Here is a 24204-nt window from a genome sequence, read left to right as displayed (position 1 = left end):
CCATGTCCGCAACGACCACCGCTTCCGACAAGACCCGGGTGCTGACCGGTATCACCACCACCGGTACCCCCCATCTGGGCAACTACGTCGGGGCCATCAAGCCGGCGATCGAGGCCAGCCTCGATCCCAACGTGCAGTCCTACTACTTCCTCGCCGATCTGCACGCGCTGATCAAGTGTCAGGACCCGCAGCGGGTCCAGCAGTCGCGCCTCGAGATCGCCGCGACCTGGATGGCGCTGGGGCTGGACACCGACAACGCCATCTTCTATCGCCAGTCCGATATCCCCGAGATTCCCGAGCTGACCTGGATGCTGTCCTGCGTCTGTGCCAAGGGCCTGATGAACCGCGCCCACGCCTACAAGGCGGCGGTGGCGGAGAACGACGAAGCCGGCAACCAGGATCCGGACAAGGGTGTCACCATGGGGCTGTTCGGCTATCCGGTGCTGATGGCCGCCGACATCCTGATGTTCCAGGCCAACAAGGTGCCGGTGGGACGCGACCAGATCCAGCATATCGAGATGGCCCGAGACATGGCCGGGCGCTTCAATCATCTCTACAAGGGTGACTTCTTCACCCTGCCCGAGGCAGTGGTGGACGAGCGGGTCCAGGTATTGGGTGGCCTCGACGGTCGCAAGATGTCCAAGAGCTACAACAACACCATCCCGCTGTTCGTGCCGGAAAAGAAGCTGCTCAAGCTGGTGCGCAAGATCAAGACCAACTCGCTGGAGCCCGGCGAGCCCAAGGATCCCGACACCTGCACCCTGTTCCAGATCTATTCGGCCTTCGCCAGCGCCGAGGAAACCCAGGCCATGCGTGATGACTACGCCGCGGGCATCGGCTGGGGGGACGCCAAGAACCGGGTCTTCGAACACCTCAACGAACAGCTGCGCGCCCCGCGTGAGCGTTACCAGGCGCTCATGGAAGATCCGGGCCATATCGAGACGGTGCTGCTTCAAGGGGCCGAGCGTGCTCGTGCCGAGGCTGCTCCGCTGATGGATCGACTGCGTGTCGCCGCGGGGCTTGGTCGCTTCGTTTGAGCCGTTTCCTACGCGTCTCATCGTCGAGTCGCTCTTGTCTGAGCTAAAGTGCGCATGGGCCCTGCGTTGAGGGCCCGCTTGTGCGGGGCTTTCTCGACGGCGTGCTAGAGTGGGCACAAAGGAAGAATGGTATAACGCCTTGTCAGGCAGGCGCCGCCTGAGCCCGGTGCATCGCGCACGGGCGATGTCGTCAGTGTTTCCCCAAGGGTACCGAGAAGAGTGCCCGGACTCGCCAGAGTCCCTTGACCGAGTCACCAAACGAGACGAGAGATGAGCACAGAACCCAAGCGTCCCCTCTATATTCCCTACGCTGGACCCTCTCTGCTGGAGATGCCGCTGCTCAACAAGGGCAGCGCCTTCACCCAGAAGGAGCGCCTGCAGTTCAACCTGATCGGCCTCTTGCCGCAGAACGTCGAGACCATCGACGAACAGGTCGAGCGTGCCTACCACCAGTACCAGCAGTGCCAAAATGACCTGGACCGCCATATCTACCTGCGGGCGATCCAGGACGACAACGAGACGCTGTTCTTCCGCCTCGTCTCCGAGCATCTCGAGGAGATGCTGCCGATCATCTACACCCCCACGGTCGGCAAGGCCTGTGAGGAGTTCTCCAATATCTATCGCAACCACCGGGGGCTGTTCATCTCCTACCCCGACCGCGAGTACATGGACGACATCCTGCGCAGCGCCACCAAGGACAACGTCAAGGTGATCGTGGTCACCGACGGCGAGCGCATCCTCGGCCTCGGTGACCAGGGCATCGGCGGCATGGGCATCCCCATCGGCAAGCTGTCGCTGTACACCGCCTGTGGCGGCATCAGCCCGGCCAATACTCTGCCGATAATGCTCGACGTCGGTACCAACAACCAGCAGTTGCTGGACGACCCGCGCTACATGGGCTGGCGCCACCCGCGTATCAGCCAGGAAGAATACGACGAGTTCATCGATGCCTTCATGCAGGCGGTGAAGCGGCGCTGGCCCAAGGTACTGCTGCAGTTCGAGGACTTTGCCCAGGCCAACGCCATGCCGCTGCTGGAGCGCTATCGCGACGAGCTATGCTGCTTCAATGATGACGTCCAGGGCACCGCTGCGGTCTGCGTCGGCACCCTGATGGCGGCCTGCCAGGCCCGTGGCGAGGGCATGGCCCGTCAGCGGGTGGTGTTCGTCGGCGCCGGCTCCGCCGGCTGCGGCATCGCCGAGATGGTGGTGGTGGCGATGATGGCCGAAGGCCTGACCGAGTCCCAGGCCCGCGAGCGGGTCTACATGGTCGATCGCGAGGGCCTGGTGACGGACGACCAGACCTGGCTGCGTGACTTCCAGCGCCGCCTTGCCCACCCGGCCGGTATGGTCGAGGGCTGGGAAGGTCAGGACCTGCTCGAGGTGGTCAAGCAGGTTCAGCCGACGGTGCTGCTCGGCGTCTGTGGCCAGAAGGGTATCTTCACCGAGGCGGTGGTCAAGGCGATGCACGCCAACTGCAAGATGCCGCTGATCATGCCGCTGTCCAACCCCACTTCGCGGGCCGAAGCGATCCCCTCCGACGTGCTCGAGTGGACCAACGGCGACGCCCTGGTGGCCACCGGCAGTCCCTTCGCCCCGGTCGAGATCAATGGTCGTCGCATTCCCATCGCCCAGTGCAACAACGCCTACATCTTCCCGGGGATCGGCCTCGGGGTGGTGGCAAGCGGTGCACGCCGCGTCACCGATGCGATGCTGATGGCGGCCTCACGGGCTCTGGCCCGGGAGGCACCGATCGTCAAGGAGGGCGAGGGTGCCATGCTGCCGGCGCTGTCGCGCATCCGCGATATCTCCAAGTCGATCGCCTTCGACGTGGCGGCCCAGGCCCAGCACGAGGGCGTGGCCCTCAAGAGCGACGGTACCAAGCTGCGCCGCGACATCGAAAAGAGCTGCTGGATGCCCAACTATCGCGACTATCGTCGCCGCGCCTTCTAGGCATCTGCGCGCTCAAGCGATCACTGAACCCCGCCACAAGGCGGGGTTTTTATTTGCTGGCGTGAGGCGCAGTCGGGTAGCAACACAGGCGGGTAGCAATAGATGCGGTCGCTCAAGCGCTGCGCTGAAGGGTCTGTAGATGGAGTAGAAAACAAGATTCGCACAAAAAAAGACCTCGCCGGTGGGCGAGGTCTCGGTGTGACGGTCAGTGCGAGGCGCCGGCCGTCTGTGTGGCGGGCCTGGGCCCGCCGGGTGATCAGGCGGCGCCGATCATCTTGCGCAGCACATAGTGCAGGATGCCGCCGTGGCGGTAGTACTCGAGCTCGTTGGCGGTGTCGATGCGACACAGGGCGTCGAGGGTCTTCTCACCCTTGTCGCCCTTGATGGTCACCTTGACCTTGCCGCCCGGTTCGAGGCTGTCGAGGCCCTCGATGGAGACCGTCTCGTCGCCGGTCATGCCGAGTGACTTGCGATCCTCTCCTTCGGGGAACTGCAGCGGTACCACGCCCATGCCGATCAGGTTGGAGCGGTGGATGCGCTCGTAGGACTCCGCCAGCACGGCGCGCACGCCGAGCAGCAGGGTGCCCTTGGCCGCCCAGTCGCGGGAGGAGCCGGTGCCGTACTCCTTGCCGGCCACCACCACCAGGGGGGTGCCTTCCTCCTGGTACTTCATGGCGGCGTCGTAGATCGCCATCTGTTCGCCGCTGGGCACGTGGCGAGTCTCGCCACCGACCACGCCATCGAGCATCTCGTTCTGGATGCGCACGTTGGCGAAGGTGCCGCGCATCATCACCTCGTGGTTGCCGCGCCGCGAGCCATAGGAGTTGAAGTCCACCGGCTTGACGCCGTTCTCCTGCAGGTAGCGGCCCGCCGGGCTGTCGGGCTTGATCGCGCCGGCCGGCGAGATGTGGTCGGTGGTCACGCTGTCGCCGAGCATGGCCAGTACATGGGCGTCCTTGACGTCCTCGACCTTGGACGGCTCCTTGCCCATGCCCTTGAAGAAGGGCGGGTGCTGGATGTAGGTCGAGTTGTCGTCCCACTCGTAGACCTCGCTTTCCGGCACCTTGATGGCCTTCCACACCTCGTCGCCGTCGAACACCGCGGCGTATTCCTTGCGGAACATCTCGGTGTTGACCTTCTCCACCGCCTCGGCGACCTCGGCCTGGGTGGGCCAGATGTCCTTGAGGTAGACCGGCTCGCCGTCGCTACCTTCACCGATGGGGTCATTGTCCAGGTCGCAGCGCACATTGCCGGCCAGGGCGAAGGCCACCACCAGGGGCGGTGAGGCCAACCAGTTGGTCTTCACCAGCGGGTGCACCCGGCCTTCGAAGTTGCGGTTGCCGGACAGTACCGAGGCCACCGTCAGGTCGCCGGTCTTGACCGCATCCTCGATCGGCTCGGGCAGCGGGCCCGAGTTGCCGATGCAGGTGGTGCAGCCATAGCCCACCAGATTGAAGCCCAGGGCGTTGAGGTCGTCCTGCAGGCCGGCGGCGGCCAGGTATTCGGTGACCACCTTGGAGCCGGGAGCCAGCGAGGTCTTGACCCAGGGCTTGGTCGCCAGGCCCTTCTCCTTGGCCTTGCGGGCCAAGAGGCCTGCAGCCATCATCACGCTGGGGTTCGAGGTGTTGGTGCACGAGGTGATGGCAGCGATGACCACCGCGCCGGGGTCCAGGCTGAAGTCCTCGCCCTTGTAGTTGACGTCCTGGCTGTCGGCGTGACGATAGCTGCGCTCGACGCCGACCGCGGTCTGGCCGCCCTCGGAGCCCATCTTGTCGTCGCGGCTGTCCTTGGCCGACTTGCCCTCGTCCTCCATCAGTTTTTCGAAGGTGGTGGCGAGCTGGCTCAGGGCGACACGGTCCTGGGGCCGCTTGGGACCGGCGAGGCTGGCCTCGACGTCACCCATGTCGAGTCCCAGGGTGTCGCTGAAGATCGGCTCGTGGCCGGGTTCGCGCCACAGGCCCTGCTCCTTGGAGTAGGCCTCGACCAGGGCGATCTGGTCGTCGTCGCGGCCGGACAGCCGCATGTAGTTCAAGGTCTCGTCGTCCACCGGGAAGAAGCCGCAGGTGGCGCCGTACTCCGGGGCCATGTTGGCGATGGTGGCGCGGTCGGCCAGGGGCAGGTCCTTGAGGCCGTCGCCATAGAACTCGACGAACTTCCCGACCACGCCTTTCTTGCGCAGCATCTCGGTGACGGTGAGTACCAGGTCGGTGGCGGTGATGCCTTCTCTGAGCTTGCCGGTCAGCTTGAAGCCGATGACCTCGGGGATCAGCATCGACACCGGCTGGCCGAGCATGGCGGCCTCGGCCTCGATACCGCCGACACCCCAGCCGAGTACGCCGAGGCCGTTGATCATGGTGGTGTGGGAGTCGGTGCCGACCAGGGTATCCGGGTAGGCCAGGGTCTTGCCGTCCTCTTCCCGGGTCCACACCGTCTTGCCCAGGTACTCCAGGTTGACCTGGTGGCAGATGCCGGTGCCCGGCGGCACCACGCGGAAGTTGTCGAAGGCCTGCTGGCCCCAGCGCAGGAACTCGTAGCGCTCGCGGTTGCGCTCCATCTCCAGCGCCACGTTGTCCTTGAAGGCGGACGGGTCGCCGTACTTGTCGACCATCACCGAGTGGTCGATGACCAGATCGACCGGCGACAGCGGGTTGATCTTCGACGGTTGCTCACCGAGTTTCTCCACCGCGGCACGCATCGAGGCCAGGTCGACCACCCCCGGCACGCCGGTGAAGTCCTGCATCAGCACGCGGGCGGGACGGTAGCCGATCTCGCGGTCCGAGCGGCCTTCCTTCTGCCAGTCCACCAGCGCCTGAAGGTCGTCTCTGGACACGCTCTCATCGTCGGCAAAGCGTAGCTGGTTTTCCAGCAGTACCTTGAGCGTCATCGGCAGACGCTGAATATCGCCAAGGTCCTCGGCAGCCTGGGCCAGGCTGTAGAAGTCGTACTGAGTCCCGCCTACATCTAGCGTGCGACGGGTATCCGGTAGGGAATCGCTACTCATGCTGTCCTCCTGAGGCATTGAATCGAACGGTCCAGGTTCGCTGGGATCGGCGCGGGGCCAATATCGATCCCTTGGTGGTACTAGTAGTGGTACTTGGTCATCATAGTTGTGTTCTTCAACCGTTGACGTGTAAACGGATGCCGGATCACGCCTTGAAAGGCTGTCGGGTCACCCCCATGGTGAAGGTTCACGTCGATCGCGACCAGAGGGGAGGTGCATCGTGCACGAACAGACGCTGCCGAGCTGGCCGCTTGATTGCCCCTACTGCGATGCCCATATCGAGCTGGTGGTGGACACCTCCCAGGGCAGCCACGAGACCTGGGAAGACTGCCCTCAGTGCTGTGCGCCGATCCACTACCGTATCGAGGTGGATGCGGTGACCGAGGATATCGTCTCGGTGGTCGCCGGCGACGATGACGAGGTCATGTGACAGGGCTCATGTGATGGAAGTGTCATGCGCCGCTGTGGGCCGCGTAACGATCTCATTCGAGCCTGGCGGATGTCGATGACGGCGTCATTGCGACGTCATCGCCGTCGGGTGACAATAGCCGGCGACTATCGGGTCGATGGTCCAGGTCGATTGGCCCGGTGTGGTTCGCTGGCCTAGGGTGACATCCGGTATTTGCCCCTGATTCTTGAACCCTCACGTTTCACTACTCCAAGGAGACTTTCATGAGCGTACTGGTAGGACGTCAAGCTCCCGATTTCGAAGCCGCCGCCGTCACCGGCAACGGCGAAATCGTCGAGAACTTCAAGCTGTCCGACAGCAACGGCAAGCTGCGCGTGCTGTTCTTCTGGCCGCTGGACTTCACCTTCGTGTGCCCGTCCGAGATCATCGCCCATGACAACCGTCTGGCGCAGTTCAAGGATCTGGGCGTCGAGGTGATCGGTGTCTCCATCGATTCCCAGTTCACCCACTACGCCTGGCGCAAGACCAGCCCGGACGCCGGTGGTATCGGTGAGGTCGGCTTCCCGATCGTGGCCGACGTCAAGCACGAGATTACCCAGGCGTACGGCATCGAGCATCCGGAAGCCGGTGTCGCCCTGCGCGCCTCCTTCCTGATCGACGAGGATGGCGTGGTGCAGCATCAGGTGGTCAACAACCTGCCGCTGGGCCGCAACGTCGATGAGATGGTGCGTATGGTCAAGGCCCTGCAGCACCACCAGAAGCACGGCGAAGTCTGCCCGGCTGGCTGGGACGAAGGCCAGGAAGGCATGAAGGATACCGCTGAAGGTGTCGCCAAGTACCTGGGTACTCACTCCAGCGAGCTGTAAGACGCTGCCAGCGCTCACCGCCAGGTGAGCCGGCTCGGGACAGCCCGAGCAGTGTCACGACGGGGCGGCCTGGCCGCCCCGTTGCGTATATTCTCGGCATGCTGGTGTGCTGGCCAGTCGCGACAGACCGTTGCGCGGCAGACCGCACCCTGCCGACCCGAGTTCCGGGTGGATTGGCTCATGACGACGCTGCGTCGCCGTCATCATCGAATCCATTTTCCTTTAGCGTCGCGGCCCCCCAGGGGAGCCCCCGGCTTAGTCAAGTTAGTCTTGTGAGGTAGCCATGAGCGAAGTGCGCCACGAACGTCTGATCATCCTGGGCTCGGGGCCTGCCGGCTACAGTGCGGCGGTCTACGCTGCGCGGGCCAATCTCAAGCCGCTGTTGATCACCGGCATGCAGACAGGCGGTCAGTTGACCACCACCACCGACGTGGACAACTGGCCAGGCGACGACGCCGGTGTCCAGGGGCCGGAGCTGATGGAGCGCATGCGCCGTCACGCCGAGCGATTCGATACCGAGGTGCTATTCGACCATATCCACGAGGTGGAACTGCGCGAACGTCCCTTCACCTTGAAGGGCGACAACGGCACCTACACCTGCGACGCCCTGATCATTGCTACCGGGGCCAGTGCGCGCTACCTGGGGCTGCCCTCGGAGCAGCAGTTCATGGGCCAGGGCGTGTCGGCCTGCGCCACCTGCGACGGCTTCTTCTATCGCAACCAGGAAGTGATCGTGGTGGGCGGCGGCAACACCGCCGTGGAAGAGGCGCTGTACCTGTCCAATATCGCCTCCAAGGTCACCCTGGTGCACCGCCGCGACAGCCTCAGGGCGGAGAAGATTCTGCAGGACAAGCTGTTCGAGAAGGCCGAGAACGGCAACGTCGAGCTGATCTGGAACCACACCCTGGACGAGGTGCTGGGGGACAACACCGGGGTCACCGGCGCGCGACTCAAGGCGGTCGAGGACGGTTCGACCCGCGAGATCACCGCACCCGGCGTGTTCATCGCCATCGGTCATAGCCCCAATACCGGCATCTTCGAGGGCCAGCTCGAGATGGCAGGTGGCTATATCAAGGTCAAGTCAGGGCTTGAGGGCAATGCCACCGCCACCAGCGTGCCCGGTGTGTTCGCCGCCGGCGACGTCATGGATCACGTCTATCGTCAGGCGATCACCTCCGCCGGCAGCGGCTGCATGGCGGCGCTGGACGTCGAGCGTTACCTGGACAGCCTCGACTAAGGCGCTAGTTAGACTCGATCATTGGGCAAGTACAAGAACACCGCCAGGCGATCGCCTGGCGGTGCTTTTTTGTCGATGGCTATCGATGGCTCTTAATAGTGTGGCGGCAACTCGTCCTCGGGGCCGGGGGCATCGCCCAGTCCGCGGTCGTTGCTGGCCGCCAGTTCGCGTAGTCTTTCCTGCATCAGGCGATTGATGCGTTCCAGCTCCATCATTCGGCGCTCCTGGCCGGCGATGGTGGCGTCCAGGCTGTCCAGCCAGTGTTCCTGGTAGGCCAGACGGCTCTCCAGTTCTTCGACACGCTTTGCTAGATCGGCGGACGACTTGTCAATACCCGTGATAGACTCATGTTGCGGTGTGTCACTGTTCATCGTGTCAACTGCCTGCCTTGGGCTTTTTTCGAGAAGTCGTGGCGGAAGGATCTCGTCTGTGTATCGTGCATGGCCGCAGATCCCATGGTCATTCCACCTGTTTTCACCATAAGAAGAGAGTTTTTCACGTCCATGAAAAAAAGGGTATTCGTTCGTTGTTGTGTGATCAGTCTGCTGTTGGCCGCGCCTGCACCGCTGCTGATTGCTCTTGCCGTCAGCCTGGTGACCCGGCTGTCCGTCGAGGAGTTGCACGGCGCCATCGCCGAGGAGGCACTGCTGCATGGCTACCTTGCCGCTGCCGGAGCGGTCTTTGGCGTGTTGCTGGTAGCCACCCTGGCCCTCAATGCCCTGACGCCAAGGCTGGTCAACCTGGCCGAGGTCGAGGATGACGATCGCGAGATCGGCGAGGTCAAGTGGTTCAATGTCAACAAGGGCTACGGCTTCATCACCCGTGACGGGGGCGAGGACGTCTTTGTTCACTTCCGTGCCATCCGCGGCCGGGGCCATCGCACCCTGGCCGAAGGCCAGAGAGTACGCTACTACGTGATCGAGAACGAGCGCGGCCTGCAGGCCGACGACGTCACCGTCATCACCTGAGCGCGATGCTCTCGCCATTGCCACGACGCCCCGCCTAGTGCGGGGCGTTGTCGTTTGTGGCGCCGCGGGTCTGTCTCTGCGCCCGGCTCAGTGCCCGGCTCTGCGCCCGTTGCAGGGCCCGTTTCAGGGCCCAGCTGGGAGCGCCTCTTCAGTGTCCCGAGTCGGGCCAGTCGATGGCCGATTCGCTGCCGTCGGGTAACACCTGCAGGAAGCGGTCGGGGTCGTCGCCGGGCTGCCAGCCGCCCAGCGAACAGCGCACCTCGCAGCCAAGCGCCAGGGCGGCGGCCCTGGCGAAGTCGGCGTCGGTGGGCCAGGGGGACTGGCCGCTGTCGAGCCACAGGCTGGCGAAGCCATCGGCGGCCTTGCCGACCAGCAACACGGGAATGTCGGCGCCATCGAGGTGACCTTCGGTGCGCCACTTGAGCTTGCCGCAGGGGGTCAGCGGCGGGGCATTCAGCGTGGCGCCGAGCCACTCGCCGATGCGCTCGGCGCTGGCTTCGCCAAGATAGATCTCGATATCCGGGTAGCGCTCGGTCATCACTTCAGCTCCTTGCGTCGGCAAACAGCCGCGTCAGGATGGCTTCGTAGACCCGGCTCAGGTCATCCAGGTCCGCGGCGCTCACGCGCTCGTCGACCTTGTGGATGGTGGCGTTGAGCGGGCCAAGTTCCACCACCTGGGCGCCTAGGGTGGCGATGAAGCGACCGTCGGAAGTACCGCCGGAGGTGGACAGCACCGGGGTGGTGCCGGTGACGTCGCGGACGCCGGCCACGGCGGCGTCGACCAGCGCCCCTTCGCGGGTCAGGAAGGGCTGGCCATTGAGCGTCCAGTCGATCTCGAAGTCCAGGTCGAAGCCACGCAGGATGGCCTCGGTGCGCTCGCGCAACTCGGCATCGGTGGTCTCGGTGGAGAAACGGAAGTTGAAGGTGGCCTCGACCTCGCCCGGGATCACATTGGTGGCACCGGTACCGGCGCGCAGGTTCGAGATCTGGAAGCTGGTGGCAGGAAAGCAGTCGTTGCCGGCATCCCAGTGTTCGTTGGCGAGGGCGTCCAGCGCCGGCGCGATCTGGTGAATCGGGTTACGCGCCAGGTGAGGATAGGCCACGTGGCCTTGGATGCCGCGGACCTTGAGCACGCCGCCCAGCGAGCCGCGCCGGCCGTTCTTGATCACGTCGCCCAGGCGCTCGGTGGAGGAAGGCTCGCCGACGATGCAGTAGTCGAGGCGTTCGTTGCGCTCGCGCAGGTGCTCGACCACCGCACGAGTGCCGTCCACCGCCGGGCCTTCCTCGTCGGCGGTGATCAGAAAGGCGATGCGTCCGGGGTGATCGGGGTGGGCGCTGACAAAGCGTTCCACCGCCGTGACCATGGCGGCCAGGCTGCCTTTCATGTCGGCGGCGCCACGACCGCGCAGCATGCCGTCATCATCGATGATCGGGGCAAAGGGCGGGGTCTGCCATTGGTGCTCGGGTCCGGTGGGTACCACGTCGGTGTGGCCGGCGAAGGCCAGTACCGGGCCGTGGTGACCGTGCACCGCCCAGAAGTTTTCCACTTCGCCGAAGGGCAGCGACTCGATGTTGAAGCCCAGGCGCTCGAGGCGTTCGATCATCAGCGCCTGGCAGCCCATGTCGTCCGGGGTCACCGAAGGACGCCGCAACAGCTCGAGGGCAAGCTCCAGGGTGGGCGAGAGTGTCTCGGTGGTCGCGGGGGCGTCGGTCGGTGCAGGCAAGTCGGTAGTCGGCATAGCGGTCTCGAAGAAAGGCGGCGGCCAGGGCCGCCGCGCTCGGGATCAATTGTGGGCGTGCAGCGCTTCGTTGAGGGCGATGGCGCTCTTGTTGGTCAGGCACTCGATACGGCCGTTGGTCGAGTTGCGACGCAGCAGCAGATCGTCCTGGCCGGCCAGTTCGCGGGCCGCCAGGGTGCGTACTTCCTGGCCCTGGTCATCGAGCAGGGTGACCTTGGCGCCGGCGGTGATGTAGAGCCCGGCCTCGACGGTGCAGCGGTCGCCCAGCGGGATACCGATACCGGCGTTGGCGCCGATCAGGCAGCCTTCACCCACCGAGATGATGATGTTGCCGCCACCTGACAGGGTACCCATGGTGGAACAGCCACCGCCCAGGTCGGAGCCCTTGCCGACCACCACGCCGGCCGAGATACGGCCCTCGATCATTCCCGGGCCTTCGGTGCCGGCGTTGAAGTTGACGAAGCCCTCGTGCATCACCGTGGTGCCCTCGCCCAGGTAGGCGCCCAGACGCACCCGTGCGGTGTCGGCGATGCGCACGCCATTGGGCACCACGTAGTCGGTCATCTTGGGGAACTTGTCGACACAGTCCACCGACAGGGTGCGACCTTCCAGGCGGGCCTTGAGGCGGCGTGCCGGCAGCTCGATGATGTCGATGGCGCCTTCGCTGCTCCAGGCAATATTGCGCAGCAGACCGAACATGCCGGTGAGGTCGAGCTGGTGCGGCTTGACCAGGCGATGGGACAGCAGGTGCAGCTTGAGGTAGACCTCCGGGGCGCTCTGGGGCGGCAGGTCCTCACTGATGAAGGTCGCCACCAGCGGACGCTGGCTGGCGCTGAGGCTGGCGGCCAGTTCGGCCTGCTCCGGGTGGCCGGCGTCGCGCAGGGCGTCGGCCAGGGCCTGGCAGTGTTCCGGCAGGAAGCTGACGGCGGCGGTGCCCTGGGGCGCGTCGAGTACCCGGGCGGCGGCCTCTACCAGGCTGGCGTCGGGGGCGAGCAGCGGCGCCGGGTAGTAGACCTCGAGCCAGTCGCCCTGGGTGTTCTGGGTGCCGATGCCGAGTGCAAAGCTGTGCATGCCGTATGTCCTTTTCGTAGGTACTGGAATTCGCAAAGAGGGGCGAAAAATTAGAGGTCGTCGTAGTCGCCGTCGCGATAGCCGAGCAGGATGTCGTCGCCGGTGTCGAGCAGCGGGCGCTTGATCAGGGTCGGGTTGGCGAGCATCAATTCGCGGGCCTTGTTGGCGTCGACGTCGTTCTTGTCGTCCTCAGGTAGCTGGCGCCAGGTGGTGCTGCGCTTGTTGAGCAGGGTCAGCACCGGCACCGACTCGAGGAAGTGCTCGAGCAGCGCCGCCGATACGCCATCGGCGCGCAGGTCATGGACCTGGTAGGGGTGGCCGCTGCCGTCCAGCGCCTTTTGGGCCTTGCGGCAGGTATCGCAGTTCTTGATCACGTAGAGCGTCAGCATGGGGCCCGTCCTCAATGTTCGTTGGTCGTGGCGTCGGTCGGGATCAGCCGCGTGCGAGCAGGTCGCGGATGCGCTCGGCCGCTTCCCGAGTGGGGGCTAGTTCGTCCACCAGCGCCAGTCTCAGCCGACCGGCGCCTGGGTTGGTGCCGTCGCTGCCGGTTCTGCCCATGTAGCTGCCCGGCAGGACGCTGACGTGGGCCTCGGCGTAGAGTCGCCGGGTGAAGGCGGCGTCGTCACCGTCGGGGACCGCTGGCCACAGATAAAAGCTAGCCTCGGGGGCGGGAAAGTCCATCACCGGTGCGAGGATCTCGGTGACCGCGGCGAACTTGGCGCGGTAGGCGTCTCGGTTGTCGCGCACGTGGGCTTCGTCGGACCAGGCGGCGATCGAGGCCTGCTGGATCGGCAGCGCCATGGCGCAGCCGTGGTAGGTGCGGTAGCGACGAAAGCGGCTGATCAGCTCGGCGTCGCCTGCGACGAAGCCCGAGCGTAGCCCCGGCAGGTTCGAACGCTTGGACAGCGAGTGGAACACCAGGCAGCGGTGATAGTCGTGGCGCCCCATGGCGGCGGCGGCCTGCAACAGTCCCGGTGGGGGAGCCTGCTCATCCAGGTACAGCTCCGAGTAGCACTCGTCGGAGGCGATGATGAAGTCGTACTCGTCGGCCAGGGCGATCAACTGCTGGAACTCTTCGATCGGGGTCACCGCGCCGGTGGGGTTGCCCGGCGAACACAAGAACACCAGCTGCACCTGGCGCCAGGTGTCGGCGTCGACGGCCGAGAAATCCGGGCGGAAGTCGTTGTCGGCACGGCAGTCGAGGTACAGCGGGGTGCCGCCGGCCAGCAGGGCGGCGCCTTCGTAGATCTGGTAGAAGGGGTTGGGCACCGCCACCCGCGCCGGGCGGGAGCGATCGAGACAGGCCTGGACGAAGGCGAAGATGGCCTCGCGGGTACCGTTGACCGGCAGCACCTGGCGCTCGGCGTCGAGTCCGTCCAGGCCGAAGCGGGTACTGGCCCAGTCGGCGATGGCCTGACGCAGCTCGGGCAGTCCGGCGATGGCCGGATAGCGGGCGAAGTCATGCTGATGTCGGACCAGGGCGTCGAGTGCCGCCTGGTAGGGCGCATGCTGTGGCTCGCCGATGGTCAGCGGACGATGGGCGAGGTCGGCTGGTGGCGTCAGGTCCGCCTTCAGCGCCGCCAGGCGCTCGAAGGGGTAGGGTTGCAAGGCGTCGAGATCAGGGTTCATGGGGTCCAGGCGCGCCCTTGGGGCGTCGTTGTCATCACGGGAGTGGGTGCCGTCGGCGCGGGGCGCGGCCGGGCATCGATTATAGGGAAGGGGCGTACCAGCCTCAAATCGACGCGCCTTGCCTGCTGTGTGATTCAGCTCAGCTCGGCGGGGCCGCTAGACACTGAGGACGTCGATCAGCCGTTCGCGCAACTGCTGCTGGCGCTCGGGGTCGGTGATCGGTCGGCCTTCGCGGTCGGTGACGTAGAAGACGTCCTCGACGCGCTCGCCGAGGGTCGCGATCTTCGCCGCCGACAGGGTGATGCCCTGCTCCATGAAGATACTGCCGACCCGAGCCAGCAGGCCGGGACGGTCCGGTGCGGTCAGCTCCAGCAGGGTGCGCTCGCCACCCGGGTCCTGCTCGATGGCCACCTGAGTGGCCACCTTGAAGTGCTTGAGCTGGCGCGGGGTGTGGCGGGTGACGATGGTCGGGTAGTCGTCCGGGTCGTCGAGCTCTTCGACCAGGTGGCGGCGAATCTCCTCGAGGCGGCTGGCATCGCGGATCGGCTTGTCGTGGTCATCGAGCACGATGAAGGTGTTCAGCGTCCAGTCATTGAGCGAGGTGGCGATGCGCGCGTCGTGGATCGACAGCCCGAGCTGCTCCATGGCGGCGGCGGTGGCGGCGAACAGGTCATCCACCGAGCGGGTATGGATAAATACCTTGGTCCCGCCCTCGGCCATGTCGTCGGTGGGCGCGTTGATCAGGATCAGCGGCAGCTCGCTGCCGGCGTGGGCCAGCATGCCCTGGGTCTGCCACACCACCTCGCTGGAGGCGTACTGCAGGAAGAAGTCCTCGCCGAGCGACTCCCACAGGGCGTCGACCCGCGCCATGTCGGCGCCGATCGTGGCCAGCAGCGAGTGCGCCTCCTCACGGGTCTCGCGGACCCAGTCGGCGCGCTCCAGCGGGTTCTCGAGGCCACGTCGCAGCGCCCGCCGGGTCTCGGCGTGGAGCTGGCGCATCAGCGAGGCGCGCCAGCCATTCCACAGGGTGGGATTGGTCGCGGTAATGTCGGCCACGGTGAGGATGTACAGGTAGTCCAGGCGGGTCTCGTCGCCGACGCTGGCGGCGAAGTCGCGGATCACCTCGGGGTCGGTGATGTCGCGCTTCTGGGCGATCATCGACATCAGCAGGTGGTTTTCCACCAGCCAGCTGACTAGCCGGGTATCACGCTGACTGAGCCCGTGGCGTTCGGCGAAGTCCTCGACCTCGCGGGCGCCGATCAGCGAATGATCGCCACCGCGGCCCTTGCCGATGTCGTGGAACAGTCCGGCGATCCACAGGATCTCCATCTTCGGCGCCTGGTGGATCAGGGTCGCCGCCACCGGGAACTCCTTCTTCGCCTCGGGCTTGCGGAAGCCGTGCAGGCACTTCAGCAGGCGCAGGGTGTGGGCGTCCACGGTGTAGATATGGAACAGATCGTGCTGCATCAGGCCGACCGCCTGGCCGAAGGCCGGCAGATACTTGCCCAGCACCCCGTAGCGATTCATCCGGCGTAGCTGGCGGGCGACATTGCCACCGGAGCGCAACAGCGCCATGAACAGCGCCTGGTGACGCGGGTCGTTGCGGTAGCGGTCGTCCATCAGGTGGCGATGGTCGCGGATCAGGCGGATGGTGTCGGCGCGCACGCCTTCGATCTCGGGGTGCTCGGCCATCAGGTAGAACAGCTCGAGCAGCGCCGCCGGCTTGTCGCGGAACAGGGTCCGCGAGCGCACCTGGATGTAGCCGCCGGCGATCTCGAAACGCTCGTTCAGCGGGGTCACGCTGATCGGGGTGTCGGGCCTCAGGATCTGTTCGTCGAAGTGCTGCAGCAGCATGTCGTTGAGCCCGGCCAGGGCGGTGACATGGCGGTAGTAGCGCTTCATGAACTGTTCCACCGCCAGGCGCTCGGGACTGTCGCGGTAGCCGAACAGCTCGGCGATGGTGTTCTGATGGTCGAACAGCAGCCGATCCTCGGCGCGTCCGGTGAGCATGTGCAGGGCGTAGCGGACCTGCCACAGGAAGGCCTGGCCCTGGCTCAGGATGCGGTGCTCGGCATCGTTCATGAAGCCCTTGGCGACCACGTCCTCGTAGGACTCGGTATCGAAGTGGCGCTTGGCCACCCAGCCGATCATCTGGATATCGCGAAGCCCCCCGGGGGAGCTCTTGAGGTTCGGTTCGAGGTGATACTCGGAGTTGTTGAAGCGGTAGTGGCGGGTGATCTGCTCCTGCCACTTGGCCTCGAAGAAGCGGTCTGCCGGCCACATGCGCTCACCGGACAGGCGCTCGCGCATGGCCTGGCGCAGGGCCTCGCGGCCGGCCAGGGTGCGTGACTCGAGCAGATTGGTGATGACGGTGACGTCGGCCTTCGCCTCGCGCTCGCAGTCGTTGAGCGAGCGCACGCTGTGGCCGATCTCGAGACCGATGTCCCACAGGAAGGTGATGAAGGCGGTCAGCGGCTCGCGGTAGGGCGTGTCGTCATCGTCCTCGAGCAGGAACATCAGGTCGATGTCCGAATGAGGATGCAGCTCACCGCGGCCGTAGCCACCCACCGCCAGTAGCGCTACACCATCGTCCAGGCCTGGCTGGCGCGCCCAGGCCAGCGCCAGCAGCTGGTCCAGGCACCAGGCCCGTCCTCGCACCAGGTCGCGGATGTCGGCGCCGCCGAGGAAGCGCTCGTCCAGCCGCGACTGGATCTCCTTGAGCGCGCCCTTGAAGGGCGCGATGGGGGAGCGCTGGCCCTCGAGCTGGCGAGCGAAGTCGTCGAAGTCGAACAGCTCGAATTCCGGTGCGAAGCGATAGTGGTGCAGCAGCATGGGCTCTCAGCGCTCGAGGAAGGACAGGTCTTCGTCGGAACGGGCGGTCAGCACCTCGACCCCCGTCTCGGTCACCAGCAGGGTGTGCTCCCACTGGGCGGTCAGCCCCTTGTCCTTGGTCACGGCGGTCCAGCCATCGCGCAGTACCTTGGTGCGATGGTCGCCGACGTTGATCATCGGTTCGATGGTGAAGCACATGCCGGCGGCCAGTTCGATATCCGCCTCGGGGGCGTAGCCGTCATAGTGCAGCACCTGGGGGTCCTCGTGGAAGCCGGCGCCGATGCCGTGGCCGCAGAAGTCACGCACCACCGAATAGCCGTTGGCCTTGGCGTGGCTCTCGATGGCCTGGGCCAGCTCCGACAGGCGGGCACCAGGGCGCACCAGCGCCATGCTGCGGTAGAGGCACTCCTGGGTGACCCGGCACAGCCGTTCGCCCTGGATGGTCTCGCCGATGATGAACATCACGCTGGAGTCACCGTGGTAGCCGTCGGCGGTCCTTACGGTGATGTCCATGTTCATGATGTCCCCCTTCTTCAGCTTCTTGCTGTCGTCGGGGATGCCGTGGCAGACCACGTGGTTGATCGAGGTGCAGATCGACTTGGGAAAGCCGTGATAGTTGAGCGGCGCCGGGGTGGAGCCGAGCTCGTTGACGATGTAGTCGTGGCACAGCTTGTCCAGGTGGCCTGTGCTGACACCGGCTTCCACGTGGGGGGCGATCATCTCCAGCACACTGGCGGCCTGGCGGCCGGCTTCGCGCATCTTCTCGATTTCTTCGGGCGTCTTGATGGGTACGTTCATGGAATCTCGGTCTGGGTGGTGTCGCCCCGGCGCAGGCGGCTGAGCCGAGTCGCTGGCTCGCGGCGACGATGACCGCGGCGACTCCGGGGAGGGACGCGTCGAGGTGCGCGAGACGTTGGGCGACTTCAATTCGAAGGTCATCCATGGTATAAAGCTGCGCGCTTTCCTGCAATCGCCGTTCCTTGCTGGTGTTTTCGTCGAGACCCTGGTCTTGCGATCGCCTGCAACGGGATAGCCCGCTGGCGAGCGACAAACAGTAGAAGAGGTCTCCATGACGGAGCCTCGCGCCTTGAAAACACACACGCACCGACACATGGTCCCGGGTGCCTGAGGGAAACCTCTGGTCGGATCCATGGGGTGCGTGGAGGCCTAACCCGATTTTTCAGGAGTCATCCATGGCACACGTCAATATGCGTGACCTGCTCAAGGCAGGCGCACACTTCGGTCACCAGACCCGTTACTGGAACCCGAAGATGGGCAAGTTCATCTTCGGCGCTCGTAACAAGATTCACATCATCAACCTCGAGCATACCCTTCCGGCGCTCAACGAGGCGATCGATGTGGTCGAGAAGATGGCCGCTTCCAACAACAAGATCCTGTTCGTCGGTACCAAGCGTAGCGCGAGCAAGATCATCAAGGAAGAAGCGAACCGTGTGAGTCAGCCGTTCGTCAACCACCGCTGGCTCGGCGGCATGCTGACGAACTACAAGACCATTCGTCAGTCCATCAAGCGTCTGCGCGAACTCGAAACCATGCACGAAGATGGCACCTTCGAGAAGCTGACCAAGAAAGAAGTCCTGATGGCCACCCGCGAGCAGGACAAGCTCGAGCGTTCCATCGGCGGTATCAAGGACATGGGCGGCCTGCCGGACGCACTGTTCGTGATCGACGTCGACCACGAGCGCATCGCCATCAACGAGGCGAACAAGCTGGGCATCCCGGTCATCGGTGTGGTCGACACCAACTCCGATCCGGACGGCGTCGACTACGTGATCCCGGGCAACGATGACTCCATCCGCGCCATCCAGATCTACGTCAAGGCCATCGCCGATGCCTGTGGCCGTGCGAAGGAAGGTCGCCCCGATGAGTTCGTCGAAGTGACCGACAGCGAAGGCGACGCCGCCGCTGCCGCTGCCGAGTAAGCTTCGGCCCGCCTGGGCCAGCCGATCGCGCAAGCGATCCACGCCGGACAGGCGCAAAGGGGGCCGTGGCCCCCTTTTCTCTACTTCAGGCCCGCGGTAATACCGAGGGTCTCTCCGACACCCAGGTCGAACCATTTAGAGGTGAATACCATGGCAGCTATCAGCGCCTCCCAGGTCAAGGAACTGCGCGAGCGTACCGGGCTCGGCATGATGGAGTGCAAGAAGGCACTCACCGAAGCCGGCGGTGACATCGAGCAGGCCATCGAGGATCTGCGCAAGAACTCCGGTCTCAAGGCCGCCAAGAAGGCCGGTCGTACCGCCGCTGAAGGTGTCGTCGTCACTCGTGTGGCCGAAGACGGTGGCTACGGTGTGATGGTCGAGATCAACTCCGAGACCGACTTCGTTGCCCGTGACGACAACTTCAAGGCCTTCGCCGACAAGATCGCCGACGCCTTCTTCGCCGCCAAGAGCGACGACGTGGCCGCAGTGACCGAAGGCGAGCTGGAAACCGCCCGCGAGCAGCTGGTGCAGAAGATCGGCGAGAACATCGGCGTGCGCCGTGCCGTCGTCGTCGACGCCGCTGAAGGCAACCTGGTGGGTGCCTATGTGCACGGTGGCCGTATCGGCGTGCTGACCGAGCTCAAGGGCGGTACCCAGGAAGCCGCCAAGGACGTGTCCATGCACGTCGCCGCGATCAACCCGGCCGTGGCCCGTCCCGAGGACATGCCTCAGGAAGCCCTCGACGAGGAAAAGGCCATCATCCTGGCTCAGCCGGACATGGCCGGCAAGCCTGAGCAGATCGCCGAGAAGATGGTCCAGGGCCGTCTGAAGAAGTACCTGGCCGAGAACAGCCTGACCGAGCAGCCCTTCGTCAAGGACCCGAACCAGAGCGTGGCCGAGTTCGTCAAGGCCGCCGGTGGTGAAGTGGTCGGCTTCACTCGCTTTGAAGTGGGCGAGGGCATCGAGAAGGAAGAGGTCGACTTCGCCAAGGAAGTCATGGAACAGGCCAAGCGTAGCTAAGGTCCAAGGTTCCAAACTGTGCCTGCACAGTGTAATGATGGCGTGCGCGAAAGCGCACGCCTTCGTGTATGCGTCAGCGGTGGGTGTCTCGCGGCCTGACCGACCGCCACCCGACCCAGTCAAGCCCAAAGCGGAGAAATGCCATGAGCAGCGTCGATTCTTCCTCCCTGTCCAAGTCCGAGAAGCCCCGTGCCGCGGTGTCGAAGTACAAGCGCATCCTGCTGAAGCTCTCGGGTGAGGCGTTGACCGGGGATGCCGACTTTGGCATCGACCCCAAGGTACTGGACCGCATGGCGCTGGAGATCGGGCAACTGGTCGGTATCGGTGTCCAGGTCGGTATCGTGGTCGGTGGCGGCAACCTGTTCCGCGGTGCCGCCCTGCACGAGGCCGGCATGGAGCGCGTGACCGGTGACCACATGGGGATGCTGGCCACGGTGATGAACGCCCTGGCCATGCGTGATGCGCTGGAGCGCTCGAACATCCGTTCGCGAGTGATGTCGGCCATTCCCATGAGCGGCGTGGTGGAGCACTACGATCGGCGCACGGCGATTCGCTACCTGACCTCCGGTGACGTGGTACTGTTCTCCGCCGGTACCGGCAATCCCTTCTTCACCACCGATTCCGCCGCCTGTCTGCGCGGTATCGAGATCGACGCCGACGTGGTGGTCAAGGCCACCAAGGTGGACGGCGTCTACAACAAGGATCCGGTCAAGTTCGACGATGCCGTGAAGTACGACGAACTGTCCTATGATGACGCCCTCGATCAGAAGCTCGGGGTGATGGATTTGACCGCGATTTGCCTGGTGCGGGACCATGACATGCCGGTCCGGGTCTTCAACATGAACAAGCCTGGCGCCCTGCTCAACCTGGTGGTGGGCGGCAAGGAAGGCACGCTGATTCACAGAGGGTGACATCGTGATCAACGAGATCAAGAAAGACGCAGAAGCAAGAATGCAGAAGACCGTCGAGTCGCTGCATCACAACCTGAACAAGATTCGTACCGGTCGTGCTCATCCCAGCATTCTGGACGCGGTGCAGGTCGAATACTACGGTTCCATGATGCCGCTCAACCAGGTGGCCTCTGTCAACGTCGAGGACGCCCGCACCCTGGCCGTGGTGCCCTGGGAGCAGAGCATGGTGCCGAAGGTCGAGAAGGCCATCATGACCTCCGACCTGGGCCTCAACCCGGCGTCTGCCGGCAACGTGATCCGCGTGCCGATGCCGATGCTGACCGAGGAGACCCGCAAGGGCTACATCAAGCAGGCGCGTCAGGAGGCCGAGAACGCCCGGGTGGCGATTCGCAACGTGCGTCGTGACGCCAACAACGACCTCAAGGCGCTGCTCAAGGACAAGGATATCTCCGAGGACGAGGAGCGTCAGGGCGAGGACGAGATCCAGAAGATCACCGATCGCTTTGTCGCCGAGATCGACAAGACCCTGACCGCCAAGGAAGAGGACCTGATGCAGGTCTGAGGCGCCCTGGCGATACCCGTACTGGCCTGCCTGTGCGGCCGGGAGGGGGCGCGATACCGAGCGGTCACGCCTGGCGTGGCCGGTCGGCCGTTGGGTACTACCGCCGTTCAGCGATCCCTGGCGACTCCGCCATCGGTCATACTGTCTGGACTCCCCGAGTCAGGGATGCCTCGGGGCCTGATTCAACCGTCATGCGAGACACCATGAAGTCAACGCCGTCTCCCGAACTCCGCCCGTTACCGCCGACCGCGAGCCTGCCTCGCCATGTGGCGGTGATCATGGACGGCAACAATCGCTGGGCCAAGGCGCGCGGCCTGTCAGGAGTGCGTGGACACCACGCCGGCGTGGAGGCGGTCAGGGCCGTCATTCGTCGGGCGGCGGAGCGCCGCATCGAGACGCTGACGCTGTTCGCCTTCTCCAGCGAGAACTGGAAGCGCCCGGCGGCCGAGGTCAACGCCTTGATGGAACTGTTCCTGATGGCACTCAAGCGTGAGGTCAAGAAGCTGCATGAGCATGACATCCGGCTGTCGGTGATCGGCGATACCTCGGGGTTTTCCTCGGCCATCCAGAAGCGCATCGAAGAGGCCGAGCGACTGACCTGCGACAACCAGGGGCTGCGCCTGGTGATCGCCGCCAACTACGGTGGTCAGTGGGACATCGCCCGGGCTGCGCGGCGGCTGGCCGAGCGAGTGGCTGCCGGCGAGCTCGACCCGGGCGCCATCGACGAGCAGGCGCTGGCCGATCAGGTCAGTCTGAGTGACGCCGCGCCGGTGGATCTGTGCATTCGCACCAGCGGTGAGCGACGCATCTCGAACTTCCTGTTGTGGCAGCTGGCCTACGCCGAGCTGTACTTCACGCCCGTCCTGTGGCCGGACTTCGATGGCGAGGCCTTCGATGACGCCCTGGAGGATTTCTGCCGGCGCAAGCGCCGTTTCGGCATGACCGACGAACAGCTCGAGGCCCAGGGTGCTTAGACAGCGGATCATCACCGCAGCCTGGCTGGCGCCGCTGGCGCTGGCCGGGCTGTTCGGTCTGGGGGGCGGCCCCTTCGCTCTGTTTACCGCCGCCATCGTGGTGCTGGCGGGCTGGGAGTGGGCCAATCTGGCGGGGCTCGAGCGCGGGGCCTCGCGCCTGCTGCCACCGCTGGTGCTGGCCCTTGGCATGGCGCTGCTGTGGCATTTCGGCCAGCACCTGGCGCTGTGGCCGCTGGTCATTGGCGCGCTGGGCTGGGCGCTGAATCTGTGGTGGGTGCTCGGTCATCCTGGGCGCAGCCATCAGTGGTCCTCGCGGGCGATGCGCCTGGCCATGGGAGCCTGGGTGCTGCTGCCGACCTGGGTCGGCTTCAATCTGCTGCGCGAGAGCGGCAGCGCCTGGCTTCTGTTCGTGCTGCTGCTGGTGTGGGGTGCCGACATCGGCGCCTACTTTGTCGGGCGTGCCCTGGGGCGGCGCAAGCTGGCACCCAACGTCAGCCCCGGCAAGTCCTGGGAGGGCGTCTATGGGGGCATGGCGGTCACCGCTGCGCTGGCGCTGGTGTTCGCGCTGTGGCAGCAGCTGTCGCTGTCGGCCGGTCTGGCGCTGGTGGCGTTGACCCTCGGCGTGACCCTGGTGTCGGTGCTCGGCGATCTGCTCGAGAGTATGCTCAAGCGCCATCGCGGCCTCAAGGACTCCAGCGCGCTGTTGCCGGGGCACGGCGGGGTGCTCGATCGCATCGACAGTCTTACCGCGGCGGTCCCGGTGTTCGCCCTGTTCTTTACCTGGCTGGTGCAAGCATGACGGCATCTGCAGTTTCTGCCTCGTCCCAAACCTCCTCGACCACCATCAAGGGCGTCTCGGTGCTCGGTGCTACCGGCTCCATCGGAACCAGTACCCTGGACGTCATCGCCCGCCACCCCGACCGCTATCGGGTCCACGCTCTCACCGCCCATCGCTCCCGCGAGGCCCTCTATCGTCAGTGTCTGACCCATCGTCCCGACGTGGCGGTGCTCGGCACGCCGACCGACGCCGACTGGCTGGCCACGCAGCTGAAAGAGGCTGGGCTTGCCACCGAAGTGCGTCACGGCGAAGCGGCTCTGGCCGAGGTGGCAAGCGCCCCTGAGGCCGAGGTGGTGATGGCGGCCATCGTCGGCGCGGCGGGCCTGTTGCCGACGCTGGCGGCGGTGCGGGCCGGCAAGCGCGTGCTGCTGGCCAACAAGGAGGCCCTGGTGATGTCCGGGGCCCTGTTCATGAAAGCGGTGGAGCAAAGTGGTGCGGCGCTGCTGCCCATCGACTCCGAGCACAATGCGATCTTCCAGTGTCTGCCTGGCCAGCATCGTGGGGGACTCGGGCGCCACGGCGTGACTCAGCTGCTGCTGACCGCCTCGGGCGGCCCCTTTCGTGGATTCGATGCCGAGCGTCTGGCCCGGGTGACCCCGGATGAGGCCTGCGCCCACCCCAACTGGTCCATGGGGCGCAAGATCTCGGTGGATAGCGCCACCCTGATGAACAAGGGGCTGGAATTGATCGAGGCCTGCTGGCTGTTCGACGCCCGCCCCGAGCAGATCCAGGTGGTGGTGCACCCTCAGAGCGTGATCCATTCCATGGCCGCCTACAGCGATGGCTCGGTGCTGGCGCAGCTCGGCAATCCCGATATGCGCACCCCCATCGCCTACGGCCTGGCCTGGCCCGAGCGGATCGAGGCAGGGGTCGAGGCGCTGGACCTGTTTCAGGTGGCCAGGCTCGACTTCGAACCCGCCGACGAGGCCGCCTTTCCGTGCCTGCGGTTGGCCCGTGAGGCGATGGACGAGGGTGGGCTGCAGCCGGCGGTACTCAACGCCGCCAATGAGGTGGCGGTCGAGGCCTTTCTCGACGGGCGGCTTGGGTTCACCGAGATCCCCCGGCTGGTCGAGGCGGTGCGCGCAGGTGCCCCCGGTGGTGGTGCCGATGATCTGGAGGCGGTACTCGCCGCCGACCATGACGCCCGCGCGCGTGCCCGTGCCTGGTTGGAGGCGTTGTGATGATCGCGCACCCGGTTGAACCTTTTGCCTTTGGCGCTG

At 65.2% G+C, this 24204-nt stretch carries 22 protein-coding genes; 13 read left to right on the top strand and 9 right to left on the bottom strand.

Going from position 1 to position 24204, the window contains the following annotated elements:
• Nucleotides 1-2 precede the first annotated feature (2 nt).
• Both trpS and NFI08_RS01860 read left to right on the top strand, forming a co-directional pair.
• Nucleotides 3-1037, top strand: a complete 1035-nt coding sequence (gene trpS / locus NFI08_RS01865) for a tryptophan--tRNA ligase (RefSeq protein ID WP_045991200.1) — start codon at nucleotides 3-5, stop codon at nucleotides 1035-1037.
• A gap of 270 nt (nucleotides 1038-1307) precedes the next feature.
• On the top strand, nucleotides 1308-2987 hold the full coding sequence (locus tag NFI08_RS01860) for an NAD-dependent malic enzyme (RefSeq protein ID WP_108132277.1): 1680 nt from the start codon (nucleotides 1308-1310) through the stop codon (nucleotides 2985-2987).
• Between the two features lie 256 nt (nucleotides 2988-3243).
• On the opposite strand, the gene acnA is transcribed toward NFI08_RS01860, so the two are convergent.
• Complete coding sequence (gene acnA / locus NFI08_RS01855; RefSeq protein ID WP_349586764.1) at nucleotides 3244-5988, bottom strand: aconitate hydratase AcnA; 2745 nt, start codon at nucleotides 5986-5988, stop codon at nucleotides 3244-3246.
• A 220-nt stretch (nucleotides 5989-6208) separates the two neighbouring features.
• Between acnA and NFI08_RS01850 the strand changes: the two genes are divergently transcribed.
• The 3 genes from NFI08_RS01850 to trxB all read left to right on the top strand — a co-directional run bounded on the left by NFI08_RS01850 (nucleotide 6209) and on the right by trxB (nucleotide 8500).
• Nucleotides 6209-6418: a zinc ribbon domain-containing protein gene (locus NFI08_RS01850; RefSeq protein ID WP_045991197.1), complete on the top strand. Its 210-nt coding sequence runs from the start codon at nucleotides 6209-6211 to the stop codon at nucleotides 6416-6418.
• Nucleotides 6419-6660: 242 nt separating this feature from the next.
• Nucleotides 6661-7263, top strand: coding sequence for a peroxiredoxin (locus NFI08_RS01845; RefSeq protein WP_045991196.1), 603 nt, complete (start codon nucleotides 6661-6663; stop codon nucleotides 7261-7263).
• Nucleotides 7264-7546: 283 nt separating this feature from the next.
• Nucleotides 7547-8500 carry a thioredoxin-disulfide reductase gene (gene trxB / locus NFI08_RS01840; RefSeq protein WP_045991195.1) on the top strand — a complete coding sequence of 318 codons (954 nt, stop codon included), beginning with the start codon at nucleotides 7547-7549 and terminating at the stop codon, nucleotides 8498-8500.
• A gap of 92 nt (nucleotides 8501-8592) precedes the next feature.
• Here trxB and NFI08_RS01835 read toward each other — a convergent pair whose 3' ends face one another.
• A complete protein-coding gene (locus tag NFI08_RS01835) occupies nucleotides 8593-8871 on the bottom strand; it encodes a SlyX family protein (RefSeq protein ID WP_181248591.1) in 279 nt (92 codons plus the stop codon).
• Between the two features lie 132 nt (nucleotides 8872-9003).
• Here NFI08_RS01835 and NFI08_RS01830 point away from each other — a divergent pair, with 132 nt between their 5' ends.
• Nucleotides 9004-9468 (top strand): cold-shock protein, encoded by a 465-nt coding sequence (locus NFI08_RS01830; RefSeq protein ID WP_349586758.1) that lies wholly within the window; start codon nucleotides 9004-9006, stop codon nucleotides 9466-9468.
• Nucleotides 9469-9616: 148 nt separating this feature from the next.
• Here NFI08_RS01830 and NFI08_RS01825 read toward each other — a convergent pair whose 3' ends face one another.
• From NFI08_RS01825 to map, 7 genes are all read right to left on the bottom strand, one after another.
• Nucleotides 9617-10006, bottom strand: a complete 390-nt coding sequence (locus tag NFI08_RS01825; protein ID WP_349586755.1) for a hypothetical protein — start codon at nucleotides 10004-10006, stop codon at nucleotides 9617-9619.
• Nucleotides 10007-10010: 4 nt separating this feature from the next.
• Nucleotides 10011-11207, bottom strand: a complete 1197-nt coding sequence (dapE, locus tag NFI08_RS01820) for a succinyl-diaminopimelate desuccinylase (protein ID WP_349586752.1) — start codon at nucleotides 11205-11207, stop codon at nucleotides 10011-10013.
• A 45-nt stretch (nucleotides 11208-11252) separates the two neighbouring features.
• Entirely contained in the window at nucleotides 11253-12278 is a 1026-nt protein-coding gene (dapD, locus tag NFI08_RS01815; RefSeq protein ID WP_108132279.1) for a 2,3,4,5-tetrahydropyridine-2,6-dicarboxylate N-succinyltransferase, read from the bottom strand.
• A gap of 50 nt (nucleotides 12279-12328) precedes the next feature.
• Complete coding sequence (locus NFI08_RS01810) at nucleotides 12329-12667, bottom strand: arsenate reductase (protein WP_349586748.1); 339 nt, start codon at nucleotides 12665-12667, stop codon at nucleotides 12329-12331.
• Nucleotides 12668-12710: 43 nt separating this feature from the next.
• The gene (gene dapC, locus NFI08_RS01805) at nucleotides 12711-13907 is read right to left on the bottom strand and encodes a succinyldiaminopimelate transaminase (protein WP_349586746.1); all 1197 of its coding nucleotides are present in this window, start codon (nucleotides 13905-13907) and stop codon (nucleotides 12711-12713) included.
• A 156-nt stretch (nucleotides 13908-14063) separates the two neighbouring features.
• On the bottom strand, nucleotides 14064-16739 hold the full coding sequence (locus tag NFI08_RS01800) for a [protein-PII] uridylyltransferase (protein ID WP_349586743.1): 2676 nt from the start codon (nucleotides 16737-16739) through the stop codon (nucleotides 14064-14066).
• A gap of 6 nt (nucleotides 16740-16745) precedes the next feature.
• Nucleotides 16746-17537, bottom strand: coding sequence for a type I methionyl aminopeptidase (gene map / locus NFI08_RS01795; RefSeq protein ID WP_348814851.1), 792 nt, complete (start codon nucleotides 17535-17537; stop codon nucleotides 16746-16748).
• Between the two features lie 395 nt (nucleotides 17538-17932).
• On the opposite strand from map, the gene rpsB reads away from it, so the two are divergent.
• The 7 genes from rpsB (at nucleotide 17933) to ispC (ending at nucleotide 24165) form a co-directional block, all read left to right on the top strand.
• Nucleotides 17933-18679 carry a 30S ribosomal protein S2 gene (gene rpsB, locus NFI08_RS01790; protein ID WP_045991186.1) on the top strand — a complete coding sequence of 249 codons (747 nt, stop codon included), beginning with the start codon at nucleotides 17933-17935 and terminating at the stop codon, nucleotides 18677-18679.
• 150 nt (nucleotides 18680-18829) lie between these two features.
• On the top strand, nucleotides 18830-19699 hold the full coding sequence (gene tsf / locus NFI08_RS01785; protein WP_108449740.1) for a translation elongation factor Ts: 870 nt from the start codon (nucleotides 18830-18832) through the stop codon (nucleotides 19697-19699).
• A 143-nt stretch (nucleotides 19700-19842) separates the two neighbouring features.
• Complete coding sequence (gene pyrH, locus NFI08_RS01780; protein ID WP_349586739.1) at nucleotides 19843-20610, top strand: UMP kinase; 768 nt, start codon at nucleotides 19843-19845, stop codon at nucleotides 20608-20610.
• Nucleotides 20611-20614: 4 nt separating this feature from the next.
• Nucleotides 20615-21172, top strand: a complete 558-nt coding sequence (gene frr, locus NFI08_RS01775) for a ribosome recycling factor (protein ID WP_045991183.1) — start codon at nucleotides 20615-20617, stop codon at nucleotides 21170-21172.
• 203 nt (nucleotides 21173-21375) lie between these two features.
• Entirely contained in the window at nucleotides 21376-22146 is a 771-nt protein-coding gene (gene uppS / locus NFI08_RS01770) for a polyprenyl diphosphate synthase (RefSeq protein ID WP_045991283.1), read from the top strand.
• Entirely contained in the window at nucleotides 22139-22945 is an 807-nt protein-coding gene (locus tag NFI08_RS01765) for a phosphatidate cytidylyltransferase (protein WP_349586735.1), read from the top strand. The genes uppS and NFI08_RS01765 overlap by 8 nt, the downstream gene beginning before the upstream one ends.
• Nucleotides 22942-24165, top strand: a complete 1224-nt coding sequence (gene ispC, locus NFI08_RS01760) for a 1-deoxy-D-xylulose-5-phosphate reductoisomerase (protein ID WP_108449741.1) — start codon at nucleotides 22942-22944, stop codon at nucleotides 24163-24165. The genes NFI08_RS01765 and ispC overlap by 4 nt, the downstream gene beginning before the upstream one ends.
• Nucleotides 24166-24204: the final 39 nt, after the last annotated feature.

Source organism: Halomonas sp. EF61, assembly GCF_040147045.1.
Taxonomy (GTDB): domain Bacteria; phylum Pseudomonadota; class Gammaproteobacteria; order Pseudomonadales; family Halomonadaceae; genus Halomonas; species Halomonas litopenaei.
This window is presented reverse-complemented; position numbering and strand designations above follow the sequence as displayed.

Coding starts and splice junctions, on each gene's coding strand:
- dapE (WP_349586752.1), bottom strand. CDS start 11,207: ATGCCGACTACCGACTTGCCTGCACCGACCGACGCCCCCGCGACCACC.
- NFI08_RS01800 (WP_349586743.1), bottom strand. CDS start 16,739: ATGCTGCTGCACCACTATCGCTTCGCACCGGAATTCGAGCTGTTCGAC.
- rpsB (WP_045991186.1), top strand. CDS start 17,933: ATGGCACACGTCAATATGCGTGACCTGCTCAAGGCAGGCGCACACTTC.
- NFI08_RS01860 (WP_108132277.1), top strand. CDS start 1,308: ATGAGCACAGAACCCAAGCGTCCCCTCTATATTCCCTACGCTGGACCC.
- acnA (WP_349586764.1), bottom strand. CDS start 5,988: ATGAGTAGCGATTCCCTACCGGATACCCGTCGCACGCTAGATGTAGGC.
- NFI08_RS01830 (WP_349586758.1), top strand. CDS start 9,004: ATGAAAAAAAGGGTATTCGTTCGTTGTTGTGTGATCAGTCTGCTGTTG.
- dapD (WP_108132279.1), bottom strand. CDS start 12,278: ATGCACAGCTTTGCACTCGGCATCGGCACCCAGAACACCCAGGGCGAC.
- NFI08_RS01810 (WP_349586748.1), bottom strand. CDS start 12,667: ATGCTGACGCTCTACGTGATCAAGAACTGCGATACCTGCCGCAAGGCC.
- ispC (WP_108449741.1), top strand. CDS start 22,942: ATGACGGCATCTGCAGTTTCTGCCTCGTCCCAAACCTCCTCGACCACC.
- NFI08_RS01835 (WP_181248591.1), bottom strand. CDS start 8,871: ATGAACAGTGACACACCGCAACATGAGTCTATCACGGGTATTGACAAG.
- uppS (WP_045991283.1), top strand. CDS start 21,376: ATGAAGTCAACGCCGTCTCCCGAACTCCGCCCGTTACCGCCGACCGCG.
- trxB (WP_045991195.1), top strand. CDS start 7,547: ATGAGCGAAGTGCGCCACGAACGTCTGATCATCCTGGGCTCGGGGCCT.
- pyrH (WP_349586739.1), top strand. CDS start 19,843: ATGAGCAGCGTCGATTCTTCCTCCCTGTCCAAGTCCGAGAAGCCCCGT.
- map (WP_348814851.1), bottom strand. CDS start 17,537: ATGAACGTACCCATCAAGACGCCCGAAGAAATCGAGAAGATGCGCGAA.
- NFI08_RS01845 (WP_045991196.1), top strand. CDS start 6,661: ATGAGCGTACTGGTAGGACGTCAAGCTCCCGATTTCGAAGCCGCCGCC.
- dapC (WP_349586746.1), bottom strand. CDS start 13,907: ATGAACCCTGATCTCGACGCCTTGCAACCCTACCCCTTCGAGCGCCTG.
- tsf (WP_108449740.1), top strand. CDS start 18,830: ATGGCAGCTATCAGCGCCTCCCAGGTCAAGGAACTGCGCGAGCGTACC.
- NFI08_RS01825 (WP_349586755.1), bottom strand. CDS start 10,006: ATGACCGAGCGCTACCCGGATATCGAGATCTATCTTGGCGAAGCCAGC.
- trpS (WP_045991200.1), top strand. CDS start 3: ATGTCCGCAACGACCACCGCTTCCGACAAGACCCGGGTGCTGACCGGT.